This window comes from Sinorhizobium chiapasense (assembly GCF_045277575.1).
GTDB classification, from domain to species: Bacteria; Pseudomonadota; Alphaproteobacteria; order Rhizobiales; family Rhizobiaceae; genus Ensifer; species Ensifer chiapasense_A.
The window spans coordinates 389,137-405,566 of sequence record NZ_CP144207.1; the positions used below are offsets into that span (position 1 = coordinate 389,137).

Here is a 16,430-nt window from a genome sequence, read left to right on the forward strand (position 1 = left end):
ATGGCAACAGAAATCATCCTCCCAAAGGTCGACATGGATATGGCGACGGGCAAGATCTCGAAGTGGTTCTTCAAAGAAGGTGACCGCGTCGGGAAGGGCGACGTCCTGTTCGAGATTGAAACCGACAAGGCGGCAATGGAAATAGACTCTCCCGCTACGGGCATTCTCCGGAACGTCACCGGCGAAGAAGGCATTGACATCGCGGTAGGGTCTGCAGTCGCTTGGGTCTACGAAGAGGGCGAGGAATATCAGGCCGCCCCTAAGCCGTCTGCTCCGGCCGCTCCCGCAACGGCGGGGGCTATCGACGCGACCGCCGCCCATCCGGTCAGCGGACAAAACCATACTGCATCAGCGGATGCCGGAAGCGCAATCAGGGCTACGCCCTTGGCAAGGCGTCTAGCGCGGGAAGGCGGCATCGATTTGGGATCCGTGGCCGGGACCGGCCCACATGGAAGGATCGTGAGCGCCGATGTTTCGAAGGCTCGCATTGCTGAGGCGCCGGTTGCGCTGCCAGCGCCCACCGGCGCTGGGGATAATGGTCAGCGAGCTTCTTCTGATGGAGCATTGAAGCAGTTCGCCGGAGGCACGTTCGATCTGCAGCCTCACACATCCATGAGGAAGACGATTGCCCGGCGATTGCTGGAAGCAAAGACAACCATTCCGCATTTCTATCTCTCGGTTGATTGTCACATCGATGCTCTGCTGAGGCTGCGAACCGAGCTGAATGCGTCAGCGCCAGTGGTGGATGGCACGCCAACCTATAAGTTGTCGGTCAATGACATGGTCATCAAGGCCTACGCGCTGGCCCTCGGATCAACGCCCGACGCGAACGTGTCTTGGACTGAAGAGAGCCTCTTGCGCCATCGTTTCGTTGACGTAGGAGTTGCAGTTTCCGTGGCGGGCGGGCTGATCACACCGATCATCCGGCATGCGGAATCCAAGACGCTTTCGACAATCTCCAATGAGATGAAGGATCTGGCTGCCCGCGCCAGATCAGGAAAATTGAAGCCGGCCGAGTATCAGGGCGGCACAGGAGCGATTTCGAACCTCGGCATGTTCGGTGTGAGGGAATTCGCAGCAATCATCAATCCTCCCCATTCAACCATCCTGGCCGTTGGCGCGGGAGAAAAAAGGCCCGTCGTCAATGCACAGGGCGACCTTTCGAGTGCGACTGTAATGACCGTGACGTTGTCAACCGATCATCGCGCGGTGGATGGCGCTCTTGGCGCAGAGCTGATTGGTAAATTCCGAACGCTCATCGAAAACCCGATGAGCATGCTGATCTAGTTTCCTCCCAGCCTCGGGGGATCTTGCCACGACGCCAACACGTCGTGACGGATCCCCCATCTTTTCAAGGAAAACAGATGTCCTACGACGTCATCATCATCGGCTCGGGCCCCGGCGGCTATGTCGCCGCCATCCGCGCCAGTCAGCTCGGTCTCAAGACCGCGATCGTCGAGCGGGAACACATGGGCGGCATCTGCCTGAACTGGGGCTGCATTCCCACGAAGGCGCTGCTGCGCTCGGCCGACGTGCTCGATCATGCCAATCACTTCAAGGATTTCGGCCTGGTTCTCGAAGGCACGGTCAAGCCGGATGCCAAGGCGGTCGTTGCCCGCTCGCGCGACGTGTCTGCCCGCCTCAATGCCGGCGTCGGCTTCCTGATGAAGAAGAACAAGATCGACATTATCTGGGGCGAAGGAAAGCTTACCAAGCCCGGCGAGATCGTCGTCGGCAAGTCGTCAAAACCCGTGGTCGAGCCGCAGCACCCGCTGCCAAAGAACGTCAAGGGCGAGGGCACCTATACCGCCAAGCACATCATCATCGCGACCGGCGCCCGCCCGCGCGCGCTGCCCGGCATCGAGCCCGACGGCAAGCTGATCTGGACCTATTTCGAAGCTCTGAAGCCGGACGTCCTGCCGAAGTCGCTGATCGTCATGGGTTCCGGCGCGATCGGCATCGAATTCGCAAGCTTCTATCGCTCCATGGGTGTCGATGTCACAGTCGTCGAAGTCATGCCGACCATCATGCCGGTCGAGGACGCCGAAATCACCGCCATCGCCCGCAAGCAGCTGGAAAAGCGCGGCCTTAAGATCTTTACGAGCGCCAAGGTTACCAAGGTCGAGAAGGGTGCGGGAAACATCACCGCCCATGTTGAGACGTCTGATGGCAAGGTGCAGCAGATCACCGCCGACCGGTTGATTTCGGCGGTCGGCGTTCAGGGCAACATCGAGAACCTCGGCCTTGAAGGGCTCGGCATCAAGACCGACCGCGGCTGCATCGTCGTCGACGGTTACGGCAAGACCAATGTCGCGGGCATCTATGCGATCGGCGATGTCGCCGGCCCGCCGATGCTGGCGCACAAGGCTGAGCACGAGGGCGTCGTCTGCGTCGAGAAGATCGCCGGCCTTCCGAACGTTCATCCCACAGACAAGGGCAAGGTCCCAGGTTGCACCTACTGCAATCCGCAGGTGGCCTCGGTCGGTCTCACCGAAGCCAAGGCCAAGGAGCAGGGCCGCGACATCCGTGTCGGCCGCTTCTCCTTCGCGGCGAACGGCAAGGCGATCGCCCTCGGCGAAGACCAGGGCATGGTGAAGGTGATCTTCGACAAGAAGACCGGCGAGCTGCTTGGCGCCCACATGGTCGGCGCGGAAGTCACAGAGCTCATCCAGGGTTTTGTCGTCGCGATGAACCTCGAGACGTCCGAAGAAGAGCTGATGCACACGATTTTCCCGCACCCGACCGTCTCCGAAACGATGAAGGAAGCAGTGCTCGACGCTTACGGCCGAGTGCTGAACGCCTAAGTCATCGGACAAAATTAGGTTTCATCTTGTGTCAAAACATGCGGGCGGCGTTGGTAGAAACGCCGGGGAAAGAGGTCTCGGATGGCAAGAATAACCCTAAGGCAGTTGCTGGATCACGCGGCAGACGAGGGCTATGGCGTCCCCGCCTTCAATATCAATAATATGGAACAGGCGCTCGCCGTCATGGAGGCTGCGAATGCGGCTGATGCTCCTGTCATCATCCAGGCATCACGCGGCGCGCGCGCTTATGCCCACGACATCATGCTCAAGCACATGATGGATGCAGTCGTCGAAATCTATCCGCACATCCCGGTTTGCGTGCATCTGGACCACGGCAACGACCCGGCGAGCTGCATGACGGCGATCCAGGCGGGCTTCACCTCGGTCATGATGGATGGTTCGCTCAAAGCGGACGGGAAGACGCCGGCCGACTGGGACTACAATGTGGGTGTGACCAAGAGAGTGACTGAGATGGCGCATCTCGGCGGCATTTCGGTCGAAGGTGAGCTCGGGGTGCTTGGCTCCCTCGAGACCGGCATGGGCGAAGCGGAGGATGGGCACGGCGCGGAAGGCAAGCTGTCACACGACCAGTTGCTGACGAATCCGGACGAGGCAGTGAAATTCGTGCGCGAAACCCGGGTCGATGCACTGGCGATCGCCATGGGAACCTCGCACGGCGCCTACAAGTTCACGCGCAAGCCCGATGGTTCGGTGCTGGCGATGAATGTCATCGAAGAGATTCACCGCAAGCTGCCGAATACGCATCTTGTGATGCACGGCTCGTCGTCGGTTCCGTTCGATCTGCAGGAGATCATCAACAAATATGGCGGCCGGATGAAGCCCACCTGGGGTGTGCCGGTCGAAGAGATTCAGCGCGGGATCAAGAATGGCGTGCGCAAGGTCAACATCGACACCGATGGTCGGATGGCGATGACCGGGCAGATCCGCCGGATCCTGCAGGAAGATCCGGGCGAATTCGATCCGCGCAAATATCTGAAGCCGGCAATGACCGCGCTCACCAAGCTTTGCAAGGAGCGCTTCGAGCAGTTCGGCACCGCCGGCATGGCGGCGCGCATTACGCCCCTTCCCGTTTCGGCGATGGCGAAGCGCTATGCATCCGGGTCGCTCGATCCAGTTTTTTCTTAACCGGAAATGCGGCACAGCTGTGAGAACTTTTGTCTTTGTAAGAAAAAAATAGTTGAATGTTTGCCGCGTTTTGCCGCTTGATCATTTCAAATAGTGAACATTTTGATTGAATTACGGTGAATTGTAAAACTGAAAGGTAAACTTAAGTTATTCGTGCCAGAGTGCCTCGGTTTGGAGAGCAATGCTTTGGGGGAGCGAAATGGACAGGGTTCTCGCGCGTTTCAGGATTCAGACGAAGGTCGTGATACTGGTTTTGCCGCTGTTGATCACAATCGCCGCGGTCGGCGTCACGGGACTTTATGCGACAGGGGTACTGGAAGCGCGACTGAACGTATCGAATGACGTGGTCCGGCTACTCTCAGGGTTCAAAGGTGCTTATGCCGGCATTACGGCGTTTCTTCGCGAGCCCAATGATGAGACATTCACGCGAGCCTCCAGCATAACGGCAGCGCAGATCAGCGAAATCGACCGTGCGATCGAAGGAATTCCGGACGCCCAGGATGTTACTGAATTACGGAAGGCGCAGGAGGCTACGCGAACAATCCTGTCATACGTAAGCGAGATATGGAGGATTCGACAGGACCGGTCGCGGCTGACAGACAACATTGCCAGACAACTCGACGCACTGAATTCCCTGCAGATGGAACTTGGTAAACACGCATTCAAGATCGTCGCGCAAGCTACTCAGCTGGACAATAAACGAAAATCGAGGCTTTCCGAGACGCTGGCCCTCCAATCGATCCTAAACGACTGCGAAAATCTCGCAATACAACTACGGTCGACGGACGGCTGGTCTTTTCCTCGGGAAGGAACAGCTGTGCGAGCGTCCTTCGAAAATTTTGCACACAAACTGTCAAAATCTGATCGTCTCCTGAATTCATTCGGTGTGCGAGGCGGGTCTAGTATAGCCGACCGGATGTTGGCGTTCCTGAAAACAAACGGGGTCCAGGAAACGGGGAGCCAACCTGAGGAGTCGGCCATCGCAAACGACCTGGCTGGTTTATCGAAAACATTGCGAGCGGAGAGCGTGGCAGCCGTCAATCAGGTCGCTGCCGATCTGATTGATCGGAACGGGGGTTCACTCGACGCCGACAAGGTGACGAAAAAGCTCCGGTCTATCGTGAGCAACAGCGGCGATGTAAAAATCGCCTTTGCCAGCATTCTGGGCGAACCGACTGAGGATAATGTGAAGGCGGTAGAGCGAGCCCTGTTCGTTTATACGGGCGAGGTAAACTTACTGACGGAGTTGGTCCAGATTGATCCCTACTTCGGCGAGATCCCCAATACAGTTAAGGCGATCGCCGACGATTTGCAGGAAAGCGCCGCCGGACTGGAAGCCAATCGAGCCGGTTCCGAGGAGCAGTACCGATCCGCGACTGACAAGATCAACGAGATCTGGGAACTGATGGACGCATTTGCGGACGGTCAACGGAAAATGGCATCGACTGAACGGTCGCTGGCGAACTCAGTCTCGCTAACATCGATGGCTTTTGGATTTTTCATCGCGTTAGCATCAGGCACTGCACTCGTCATCACGCTCAAGCGGCCGATCGGCTCAATTACTGACATTATGCGCCGCTTGGCCGGCGGTTCGTTGGACATCGCGATTGAAGGAGACCGACGAAAAGATGAAATTGGCGAAATGGCGCGTGCACTAGCAGTGTTCAAGGAAAACGCATCTCAGAAGATTGCCATACAGGCGCATACGGAAGATCTTCATCGAATGGCAGAGGCGGAGCGGGAGACAAACGAGCGCGAACGAGCTCTGACCCAGAAAAATATCGAACTAGCGGTAACGCAACTAGCAAACGGCCTTAATAATCTGGCGAGCAGAGACCTGCGGAAGACTATCGATGTCTCATTCGCTGGGGATCTGGATACGCTCAGACGAGACTTCAACAGCACCATCAGCGGCCTGAGCTCGACCATGCTCGACGTCCGGGCGACGTCAGCCGAAATTTACATCAATGGCCGGCTACTTGCAGAAGCCTCCGAAGAACTTTCTCGCAGAAATGAACAGCAAGCAGGCTCGATCGAACAAACTGCGGCAGCAATCGAAGAGATCACCGTAACAGTCGGGGAAGCGTCAAAGCGTGCAGCAAGTGCCGCTGACATCGTACAGCGAGTCAAGCTGGAAGCAGATGGCTCACTTGTTATCGTGGGGAATGCCATCGGTGCAATGTCCCGTATCAAGGAGGCATCCGATCGCATAACGAACATCGTCACCGTCATCGATGGCATCGCATTCCAGACAAATCTGTTGGCCTTGAACGCTGGAGTTGAGGCCGCCCGGGCAGGAGAAGCAGGGAAGGGATTTGCTGTCGTCGCGCATGAAGTCAGAGAACTTGCCCAACGTGCCGCTTTGGCGGCAAAAGAAATCGGAGCACTTATTCATCATTCGACCAGCGAGGTGGACGCAGGGGTGGACTTTGTCGAGCAAACTGGCCACGCCCTGGACGATATCGTGCTGAAGATTGGTGACGTTTCGCGTGATGTCGCCCAGCTGGCACTTTCGAGCCAAAGCCAGGCAAAGAGCCTCACCGAAATCAATGACGCCGTCAGTACAATAGAAAGGGTGACGCAACTCAACGCGGCAATGGCGGAGGAGGCCGGCGCAGCCACTCGCCGGCTTGCGGAGCAAGTCGACGACCTTGTTCAGCTGGTCGATTCCTTTGCATTGAATGAAACGCCAATCGTTCGCACCGAAAAGGCCGCTTAGGCTGGATCGGCCAAACTCGCGGCGGCTCACCCCACGACCTAGCAGCATGAAATAAGGATAGTTGATCTATTGAAACTCGATGAAAATAGAAAATTCTCGGCCTTCCTTTTCGATATGGACGGGACACTTCTGACTTCCATAGCCGCTGCTGAGCGAGTTTGGGGTGCGTGGGCACAGCGCCAGGGCCTGGATCCAATTGCGTTCTTGCCAACTATGCATGGGCAAAGAGCGATCGACACCATTCGTCGGCTGGAACTCCCCGGCTTGGACCCGGAGATTGAAGCGGCCAACATCACGAAAGCCGAGATCGAGGATGTTGAGGGGGTTGTCGCGATAGCAGGAGCCGCAGAGTTCTTAGCTTCGCTTCCTGATGATCGCTGGGCGATTGTCACTTCAGCTTCAAGACAGCTCGCGCAAAGGCGACTTGAAGCCGCGGGGTTGACCATACCTCGCGTTATGGTGACTGGGGAGGACGTCGCCGTAGGTAAACCAGACCCCCAGTGTTTTCTTTTAGGAGCAAAGCGGCTCGGGGTCTCGCCTTCCAATTGTCTTGTTTTCGAGGATGTTGAGGCAGGCGTAAAGGCCGGGCGAGCGGCGGGCGCAGACGTGCTGGTGGTAACCGCCGCCGGTCACGGCATAGATTGGCGGGATTTCCCGACTATTAAACACTACATCAGCATCCGTCCGGTGGTTTCGGCGGACGGGTCACTGTCGATCCAAGATGACGTCCCAGGGAGTGGTGTAGCAGGAAGGCGGCCATCAGTGTTTTTCCGGTAGGGTCGGGTTGTTCAAGCTCAACCTGATGGAAAGATCACCGATGACCGACGAGATGATGAACCTGCGCTCGCTTGTTGAGAAGAGCGCGGACGCGGATTTGCTGCGGGAGATGATTGGCTTTGCCGCCGAGAAGCTGATGGAGCTGGAGGTCGGGGCGAAGACGGGCGCAGCCTATGGCGAGAAGAGCGCCTTTCGGCTTGCCCAACGTAACGGCTACCGCGAGCGCGACTGGGAAACACGGGCCGGGACCGTGGAACTGCGCATCCCGAAGCTGCGTACCGGCACCTATTTCCCGAGCTTTCTCGAGCCGCGCCGCATGGCCGAGAAGGCTCTGACGGCCGTGATACAGGAAGCCTACATCCAGGGCGTTTCGACCCGCTCCGTCGACGACCTGGTCAAGGCGATGGGCATGAGCGGCATCTCCAAGAGCCAGGTCTCGAGGTTGTGCGAGGAGATCGACGACAAGGTGAAGGCGTTCCTCAGCCGCCCCATTGAAGGCGACTGGCCATATCTGTGGATCGACGCCACCTATCTGAAGGTTCGTCGCGGTGGCCGCATCGTCTCGGTCGCCGTCATCATCGCCGTCGGCGTCAACACCGACGGACGGCGCGAGGTCTTGGGCATGGAGATTGGCACGTCCGAGGCCGAGCCGATCTGGACGGATTTTCTGCGCAAACTGACGCGAAGGGGTCTCAGAGGCGTCAAGCTCGTCGTCTCCGATGCCCATGAAGGGATCAAGGCCGCCGTCTCCAAGGTTCTATCGGCCACCTGGCAGAGGTGCAGGGTTCACTTCATGAGAAACGCGCTGGCCCATGCCGGAAAGAGCGGGCGACGAGTGGTCTCCGCCTTCATCGCCACAGCCTTCGCCCAAGATACGCCGGAGACCGCAAGCACTCAGTGGCGTAACGTCGCCGACCAGATCAGGCCGAAAGTGCCGAAGCTCGCCCAACTCATGGACACCGCTGAAGAAGACGTGCTCGCCTATATGACCTTTCCCAGGCAGCACTGGGCCAAGCTTCACAGCACCAACCCCATCGAGCGCCTCAATGGGGAGATCAAGCGGCGCACCGAGGTTGTCGGCATCTTCCCCAACGATGACGCCATCGTCCGCCTCGTCGGCGCATTGCTGCTCGAACAGAACGACGAGTGGGCCGTCCAGCGCTCCAGATACCTGACCCTTGAGACCATCGCCGCAATGAGCGATGATCCGCTCATCAGCCTGCCCGCTGCGGCAAGCTGACCCATTCCCGGCTCCGTCCGGAAAGCACGGCGATCGCCGAAGCTACACCACTCCCTGGGACGTCATCCGATCCAACTCCAGTGTTAGCCACATAGTTTGGTATTTCATGAGCGGAGATTCAACGTCAATTGATCAAAGTCGGTCTTGTCGCCGTAGTTAAAATCCGGGCGCCTGCGGTTCGAGTCGGTTTAACTGCAGCGAATTTATAAGTCTCTGTTGTTCCGGCCCCTGCAACCAACCAAGAAACCCGCCTCGTGCTTGTTTTTTGCCCCCACCGGAAAACACGTAACTTCCAATTCCACGGCAATTAAAGGCACACCGCACAGGAGTTAGGATTCGACGAGTTCTTCATCAAGAATATTGCGGATCGAGGACCCGCTGTTGTGATCGTACGGACTGCACTCTAAGCCTCATTCGATAAGTAGCTTTTGAAGCTGTGCGATTATAGGCAGTCACCTCGACACCTAAGGGGAAGAAAGCCTTCCGTGATCGCACTGTCCATGGAACCTGTTCCGATTATGCCGATCATTCCGCCGTCCTCCAATTGATGCATCTCATGTGCCTAGCAAATCGCCAGATGCAAAAGATTAATTAACAGTCATTTATCGATCACTGAGATTATCCATCGCGTGTTGTCAAAACTGACGCATGCTCTCTAGGACAGATTCGTAGGCACCTGAGACATCGTTCTCGCCACAGCAAACATATGATGATCCACGCGGATTTGGCCCGACCTCGCGTCCTTACCATATGTCCGTGACCGGGAAAATGTCTTTGGGAATAGATCCTCAAACATTGGAGAGAGGCGGCGAAGTCGCGGCTATCAATCGTTGGTAGCCGCTGTGGCGCCCAGATCGGGGCGTCGCGGCTCAGTGGCTCTTCGGTTTCTTTGATGCATTCGGAGAACAAGAGTGTGCCAAGATCGCACGGGCGTCGAAGAGGATCTTTAGCGTTTTCAATTGTTAATTAACGAGCATTAGTTAAACATTTCGCATTTGGAGGGACGGGACATGACACTTAGAGGCAATCTTGCATTAAAATTGATCGCAATAACCACAGGATCGATTGCCTTGGTACTCTTGGTGGCAAACGCCTATTTGGTCTACGCAACAGGATCCAAGACAAGTGAATTGGTCATGCGCGAGGCGCAAGCTGTGGCGGTCGGCATCGCCAACGAGGTAAACACGCAGTTAACACCCATATCGGGTGCTGCAGCGCTATTGGCCAATCAAATCGCCGAGGGAAGCCAGCAGCGATACCTCGATCGCGAGAAGGTGGTCAGACTTACGAGGTTGGCAGCCAAGCCCGATTTGGTTGTTGCAAGTTGGTTTTTTGAGGATGCGAACGCGTTCGACGGACGGGATACTGAATTCACTGGTACCGTGTTGAAATCACAAGACAAGCATGGGAGGCTGACCATCAATTGGATGAAGACGAAGGAGGGTACCGTTCTGTCCCCGCTCGAGGTCGACAACAATGCCGAATACTATCAAGTAGCTGCGAACTCGAAAAAGCCGCACGCAACGGAACCCTATATTTGGGAAGATCCGACGGGACGGTATTTGGTTGCGTCGCTGACTTTCCCGGTACTGGCCGACGGCAAGCTTATCGGCGTCAGCGGCCTCGACCTTGAACTCAGTGCATTGTCTAATCAACTCAACAAATTGCGCCCGTTTGGCGACGGGCGAGTTCGTCTCATTTCAAGCGCCGGAAATTGGATTGTAGCCGACAACGAAGCGAAGGTAACAAAACCTTACGGAGACGTGGGGGCAGCGGAGGTGAAGCAAGCCTTAGAAGGTGGGACGGCGGCAATTATAAAAGGCATTGAGATTGAGGATGTGCGATTTGACCGTCTCGTCCTTCCATTTGAAGTTGCCGGTATGAACGTGAAATGGGCGGTCTGTATCGATATTCCGGTTCACGCCATGACCGCTGCTGCGCACGAACAAGGCTGGTTACTTGCTTTCACCGCTTTTGGGGTTTTGGTTGCGGTGTTCGTAACCTTATTCCTCACGATACGACATATGATCCAAAGGCCAATTGTCCGTTTGGTAGCGTCAGTTGAAGCCTTAACGCATAATGATTTCGACTCCCCAATTTCAGCGCGCGAACGAACCGATGAGATTGGTGTCATCGCGGAAGCTCTGGATAAGCTTCGCGTGGCGCTTGACGGCTCGCGACGTGTGAAATTGGAAGCGGATGAACATCGCAGGGTGGCTGACAGCGAGCGTGCTGATAACGAAGCCGCAAGATTGCAGCAAGCCGCAGAACAACAGGAGATTGTCTCGATTGTGGGAGAAGCACTGCGTCAGTTAGCTCAGGGAAATCTGACATATCGAATTTCCCGCCAATTCCCTGTAAATTACGAGAGGATTCGCCAGGACTTGAACACTGCATTCACCGGACTGGAGAGCACCGTAAGGACGGTCGCAGAAACAACCCGAGAGATAAGCGCCGGAACGGCAGAAATTAGCAATGCAGCGAATGATCTTGCTCTCCGGACGGAACGCCAAGCGGCGAACTTGGAGGAGACTGCTGCGGCAATAAACGAACTGGTGGTTCAAGTTGAAAGTAACTCGAAAAACGCGTCATTAGCGTCCACCGACGTGGAGCAAATGACCAAGGACACCCACGATACAAAGTCGGTCGTAGGGGGAGCAGTTGGCTCCATGGTGGCACTTCAGAAATCTTCCGAGGAGGTCGCTCGCGTAACAAGCCTCATTGACGAGATTGCATTCCAGACCAATCTCCTTGCCCTAAACGCTGGGGTTGAAGCGGCCCGCGCCGGTGAAGCAGGCAAAGGTTTTGCGGTTGTTGCTCAGGAAGTACGCGACCTATCGCAGCGATCCGCAAAGGCGGCAAAGGAGATAAGGGGTCTGATATCGGCGTCAACTGTTCAGGTAAGAGAGGGGTCTGATCATGTGGGCCAGGCCGGTGAGGCTCTGACCGTTATCGCTGAACGTATGGATGGGATAAACCGGCGTGTGAAAGAGATAGCGAGATCGTCGTACGAGCAAAGTGGTGGACTGAAACAGATTACGTCTGCGGTTAACGATATGGACCACGCGACGCAGCAAAATGCGGCAATGGTCGAAGAGACGACTGCTGCGAGCCACACACTCAATGAGCAAATGCAGAGATTGCGGGCGTTGCTCGACAGGTTTCAATTTTGTGAGAGCACCCCAGACAGAAACGAAGCTGAGGTTGACCGTGCCGCCTAATCTAAGCCGGAAATCTGCGCCCAACAGGATAATCGCAGTCAAACCGAACGGTAACATAAGGTGCCGGAGGCAGTTAAAAGAACGGCATTCCACTCTGATATCGCGTGCGACTGCTACCACCGAGCGCTGCACGCGCTCGCTTACGGACGAACGCTTCCATTGCCTTCTACGCTTTGCCGCTCAACGTCTCGACAAACCAGGAGGCCGCGACATGGCTCGATCTAGTAAAATGTTCAACATAGGGAGAAAAATGCCCGCCTGACAGAATTTCGAGGCTTTTGGGTTCACCAGCCCGGTCGAACGCGTCTAGAGCTAGGTCCGTCGGAGTTAAGTGATCATTTTCAGCCACGATCATCAGCAGCGGCGTCGGACTAATCAGTCGAACAAATGCACCAGGTTCATTTGCTCTTGCCAATTCTAGGCTTCGCAACGTCACTTGCGAGTGCCAGTTTGAAGCCTGTAAAGAGGTGCTGTTAAAGTAATCGAAGCTATCTTGGCCCGGCAATGCGCAGGGGAGTTGCGGGTCACGTGCTACCACATCAACGTAGGAGATGCCTTTTCCAAGAACTCTGGCTACTCGATCCTCTGAGAGGCGCATTCTTAGGTCGGCAGCTTGCGGCGTTTTTGCTCGGCGAACAGCGACCTTCGATCCGCTGATTGTCGGCACCTGGGCGACCACTGCTTTGACTCGTCGATCCTGAGCAGCGACCACCAACACGTGGCCACCGCTGTAACTGGTTCCCCAAATGCCAATTCGATCGGGATCAGGACCGTTCAACGTCTGGACGAAAGTTATGGCGTCCCGGTAACCGCGCCTTTGGCGCTCTGGGTCAACTTCATAGCGAGGCTGTCCTTCACTCTCGCCGAAGCAACCGTGATCGTAAACGAGTACGCCTAGTCCGTGGGATGCGAACACCTCGGCGTAGCGATCAAGATATTGCTCCTTTACGGCAGAGAATCCGTGGGTCAAAATTACAGTCGGAAAACCCGACGTGCGGTCCAGCGGTCGATAGAACCACCCGCGTAGCTGGTCACCTTCGGACCAGAAGGTTACGTCAATTCGCATATCAAATTTCCTATGCAGAGAGCCGTCTCGATTCTGTCCTAAGCCGTTACAGGGCCTGATCGAGCTCCGGCAGCACCTCGAAGAGATCGCCGACGAGGCCGTAATCGGCGACCTGGAAAATCGGCGCTTCCTCGTCCTTGTTGATGGCGACGATGACTTTCGAATCCTTCATGCCGGCAAGATGCTGGATGGCACCCGAAATGCCGCAGGCAATGTAGAGATCGGGGGCAACAATCTTGCCTGTCTGTCCGACCTGCCAGTCGTTCGGGGCGTAGCCTGCATCGACGGCAGCGCGTGAGGCGCCGACAGCCGCGCCGAGCTTGTCGGCAACCGGCAGGATGACTTCTTGGAACTTTTCCGACGAACCGAGCGCACGACCACCCGAGATGATGATCTTGGCGGAGGTAAGATCCGGACGGTCGGAGGCCGAAAGAGCATCCTTGACGAAAGTCGAGAGGCTGGAAGAAAAAGCTGCCGCCGAGATGTCCTCGACGGCAGCAGCTGGGCCTTGGGAGGCCGGGGAAAAGGATGCCGAGCGCACAGTGATGACCTTCTTGGCGTCGGTTGCCTGAACGGTCTGGACGGCGTTGCCGGCGTAGATTGGGCGCTTGAAGGTGTCGGCGGAGACGACTTCGATGATCTCAGAGATCTGTGCGACATCGAGCAGGGCGGCAACGCGCGGGAGCACGTTCTTGCCGGTCGAAGTCGCAGCCGCGATGATCGTGTCGTAGCTGCCTGCCAGCGAAACGATCAGGTCTGAGAGCGGCTCGGCGAGATTGTTGGCAAGCTCGTCGCTTTCAGCCAGCAGCACCTTGGAGACGCCGGCAAGCTTTGCGGCCTGCTCGGCAGCAGCCTTGGCGGCTTTGCCGGCAACGAGGATATGCGCGTCGCCGCCGATCTGGTTCGCAGCCGTCAGCGCCTTGGCAGTCTGGTCGGAAAGGCTGATATTGTCGTGGTCAGCCAGAAGAAGAATGGCCATGCTCGTAAATCCTTTCTCGAACCTTAGAGGACGCCGGCTTCGGACTTGAGCTTTTCGACAAGCTCGGCGACCGACTTGACCTTGACGCCTGCCTTGCGGCCGGACGGCTCTTCGGTCTTCAGCACCTTGAGGCGCGGTGCGATGGAGACGTCGAAATCAGCCGGGCTCCTCTTGTCGAGTGGCTTCTTCTTCGCCTTCATGATGTTCGGTAGCGAGGCATAGCGCGGCTCGTTAAGGCGCAGGTCGGTGGTGACGACGGCCGGAAGCTTGATCTCGATCGTCTGCAGACCGCCATCGACTTCGCGGGTCACTGTTGCCTTTCCGTCGCCGATCTCGATCTTCGAGGCGAAGGTTGCCTGAGCGGTGCCGAGGAGGGCAGCGAGCATCTGGCCGGTCTGATTGCTGTCGTCATCGATCGCCTGCTTGCCCACGATTATCAAGCCGGGCTTTTCAGCGTCGGCAACGCCCTTCAAGATCTTGGCGACGGCGAGCGGCTCGACGGCATCGTCGGTTTCGACGAGGACGGCGCGGTCGGCGCCCATGGCGAGCGCGGTGCGCAGCGTTTCCTCGGCCTTGGCCGGTCCGATCGAGACGACGACCACTTCTTCAGCCTTGCCGGCTTCCTTCAGGCGCAGAGCCTCTTCGACCGAGATCTCATCGAACGGGTTCATCGACATCTTGACGTTGGCAAGCTCAACGCCTGTACCATCCGGCTTGACGCGGATCTTCACGTTGTAATCAACCACCCGTTTCACGGGGACGAGAATTTTCATGTTGATCTCCCTTATCAACGCAAGAGGCTGCACCGCGTGTGCGACCCAATGCTCTGCACAAAGACGTATTGGGGTGCGTTCACCTAGACAGGACCGCGGTGCTGAAATATCCAGCTGTGGAGCCTCCATCGAGGGCCACGATAGCTCCGTTTAGGTAAGCTCCTGCTGGTGACGATATGAACGCCGCGAGTTCAGCAACGTCCTCAGGTCGGGCAAATCGTCCAAGAGGTACAGATTTCTCATAAAAAGCGCGATCAGTTGGATTATCCCCAAAGAGCTGTTCCAGCATTGGTGTTTCTACGAATCCCGGGCAGATCGCATTACACCGAACGCCGGATGGGCCATGATCCAAGGCCAGGGATTTCACTAGGCCCACCACTCCGTGCTTGCTCGCGCAGTAGGCGGCATAACCAGACGCGCCTTGCGTGCCCGCGTCAGATGCAATGGCTGTGAAACTGCCCTTTCTCGCCAGCAGCGAAGGCATCGCGTGCTTGGCAAGCAAAAATGTTCCCTTGAGGTTGACCTTGAGAACAAAATCAAAAGTCGCCTCATCCATTTCGATAACTGTTCCTAATCGCGCTACGCCCGCGCAATGAACGACACTGTCGACTCCACCGTGACAACGTTCGATTTCAGCAAAGATGTCTTTGATTTGTGCGGTGTCTGAGACATCCGCCTCGAAGAGCTTGGCCTTGCTGTCGTCAGCATTGCCGAAAGATCTGTGCAGGCTAGGCATGTCACGATCGAGCAAGAAAACATTCGCGCCGCGCTCCCGAAAGCGACGCGCCACCGCAGCACCAATTCCGGACGCAGCGCCTGTGATAACGGCGTTCTCCCGCGGCGACGGCGATATAGCTGATTGATCGTTGCTCATATTGGAAGTCCGTTTGCCGTCGAGAGCCATTGAGGATCGCCTCGCTTCGAGCGATCCTGACGAACCCATTGGGGTTGGCCATAGATTGATTGTCCACCGTCCACGAGCAGAGATGCCCCCGTTATGAAGCCGGCGGCGGGGCTGGCCAGAAACGCGACAGCCTCAGCGACATCTTCAGGCTTGCCGAGACGCCCCACAGGCGTCTCCTGCAGCAATGCTTCCGTGCAGCCCGGAACATCCAGCATTGGCCGGGTCATGGCGGTTTGGACCACGCCGGGGAGGACAGAGTTCGTCCTGATGCCGTAAATGCCAAGCTCCGCTGCCATCGTTCGTGTCAGCATCAAAAGAGCCGCCTTGGTGGCGCTGTAGGCGCCTGTCTGGTCGGCGTGGAACTGGGCAAGGCAGGAAGAAATCAGGGTTATGCTGCCCCCCTTGCCACCAGCAACCATGTTGCGCGCAACAGCCTGGCAGATATGAAACGTGCCATTCAGGTTGATGTCGACGTGAAGATCCCAAACCTTTCTCGGTGTATCGAGAAAACCGCCAAATCTCGCGAAGCCGGCATTGGCGACGAAAGTTCCGATCGAGCCAAAGCGGTCACCGATTTCGGCAACAGCCCTGTTGAGGCCGTCGGGATCCGTCTGGTCGGCCGCTAGCGAATGAACCGTTCCGGCGCCGACGCGACGCAGCTCCTCTTCAGCCGGTCCGAAGTTGGCAACATCCCGATCCAGCAAAACGATGTCTCGTCCGTCGCGCGCAAACCGGGCCGCCAATGCTTGTCCCATCTCGCCGCCGGCGCCGCTGATCACCACGCAGGAAAGGTCGCTCATC

12 protein-coding genes are annotated in these 16,430 nt (G+C 57.0%); 7 read left to right on the forward strand and 5 right to left on the reverse strand.

The features are described 5' to 3' along the window. The 7 genes from QM996_RS32990 (at position 1) to QM996_RS33020 (ending at position 11,907) form a co-directional block, all read left to right on the forward strand. Complete coding sequence (locus QM996_RS32990) at positions 1-1,287, forward strand: pyruvate dehydrogenase complex dihydrolipoamide acetyltransferase (protein ID WP_334141805.1); 1,287 nt, start codon at positions 1-3, stop codon at positions 1,285-1,287. Between the two features lie 77 nt (positions 1,288-1,364). Further along, positions 1,365-2,804 carry a dihydrolipoyl dehydrogenase gene (lpdA, locus tag QM996_RS32995; protein WP_334141808.1) on the forward strand — a complete coding sequence of 480 codons (1,440 nt, stop codon included), beginning with the start codon at positions 1,365-1,367 and terminating at the stop codon, positions 2,802-2,804. 81 nt (positions 2,805-2,885) lie between these two features. Beyond that, positions 2,886-3,950 carry a class II fructose-bisphosphate aldolase gene (gene fba, locus QM996_RS33000; protein ID WP_334141810.1) on the forward strand — a complete coding sequence of 355 codons (1,065 nt, stop codon included), beginning with the start codon at positions 2,886-2,888 and terminating at the stop codon, positions 3,948-3,950. A 199-nt stretch (positions 3,951-4,149) separates the two neighbouring features. Next, positions 4,150-6,669, forward strand: a complete 2,520-nt coding sequence (locus QM996_RS33005; protein ID WP_334141812.1) for a methyl-accepting chemotaxis protein — start codon at positions 4,150-4,152, stop codon at positions 6,667-6,669. Positions 6,670-6,783: 114 nt separating this feature from the next. After that, on the forward strand, positions 6,784-7,446 hold the full coding sequence (locus tag QM996_RS33010; protein WP_500270574.1) for an HAD-IA family hydrolase: 663 nt from the start codon (positions 6,784-6,786) through the stop codon (positions 7,444-7,446). A gap of 40 nt (positions 7,447-7,486) precedes the next feature. Continuing rightward, a complete protein-coding gene (locus QM996_RS33015; RefSeq protein WP_334141816.1) occupies positions 7,487-8,686 on the forward strand; it encodes an IS256 family transposase in 1,200 nt (399 codons plus the stop codon). A 1,010-nt stretch (positions 8,687-9,696) separates the two neighbouring features. Next, positions 9,697-11,907: a methyl-accepting chemotaxis protein gene (locus QM996_RS33020; RefSeq protein WP_500270550.1), complete on the forward strand. Its 2,211-nt coding sequence runs from the start codon at positions 9,697-9,699 to the stop codon at positions 11,905-11,907. Between the two features lie 166 nt (positions 11,908-12,073). Here QM996_RS33020 and QM996_RS33025 read toward each other — a convergent pair whose 3' ends face one another. The 5 genes from QM996_RS33025 to QM996_RS33045 form a co-directional block, all read right to left on the reverse strand. Beyond that, positions 12,074-12,973, reverse strand: a complete 900-nt coding sequence (locus QM996_RS33025; RefSeq protein WP_334141821.1) for an alpha/beta hydrolase — start codon at positions 12,971-12,973, stop codon at positions 12,074-12,076. Between the two features lie 46 nt (positions 12,974-13,019). Next, on the reverse strand, positions 13,020-13,952 hold the full coding sequence (locus QM996_RS33030) for an electron transfer flavoprotein subunit alpha/FixB family protein (RefSeq protein WP_334141824.1): 933 nt from the start codon (positions 13,950-13,952) through the stop codon (positions 13,020-13,022). 23 nt (positions 13,953-13,975) lie between these two features. Beyond that, positions 13,976-14,725 carry an electron transfer flavoprotein subunit beta/FixA family protein gene (locus tag QM996_RS33035; RefSeq protein ID WP_334141826.1) on the reverse strand — a complete coding sequence of 250 codons (750 nt, stop codon included), beginning with the start codon at positions 14,723-14,725 and terminating at the stop codon, positions 13,976-13,978. A gap of 79 nt (positions 14,726-14,804) precedes the next feature. Then, complete coding sequence (locus tag QM996_RS33040) at positions 14,805-15,629, reverse strand: SDR family NAD(P)-dependent oxidoreductase (protein ID WP_500270551.1); 825 nt, start codon at positions 15,627-15,629, stop codon at positions 14,805-14,807. Next, a complete protein-coding gene (locus tag QM996_RS33045; protein ID WP_500270552.1) occupies positions 15,596-16,411 on the reverse strand; it encodes an SDR family NAD(P)-dependent oxidoreductase in 816 nt (271 codons plus the stop codon). Before QM996_RS33045 ends, QM996_RS33040 begins: the two co-directional genes overlap by 34 nt. Between the last annotated feature and the right edge of the window lie 19 nt (positions 16,412-16,430).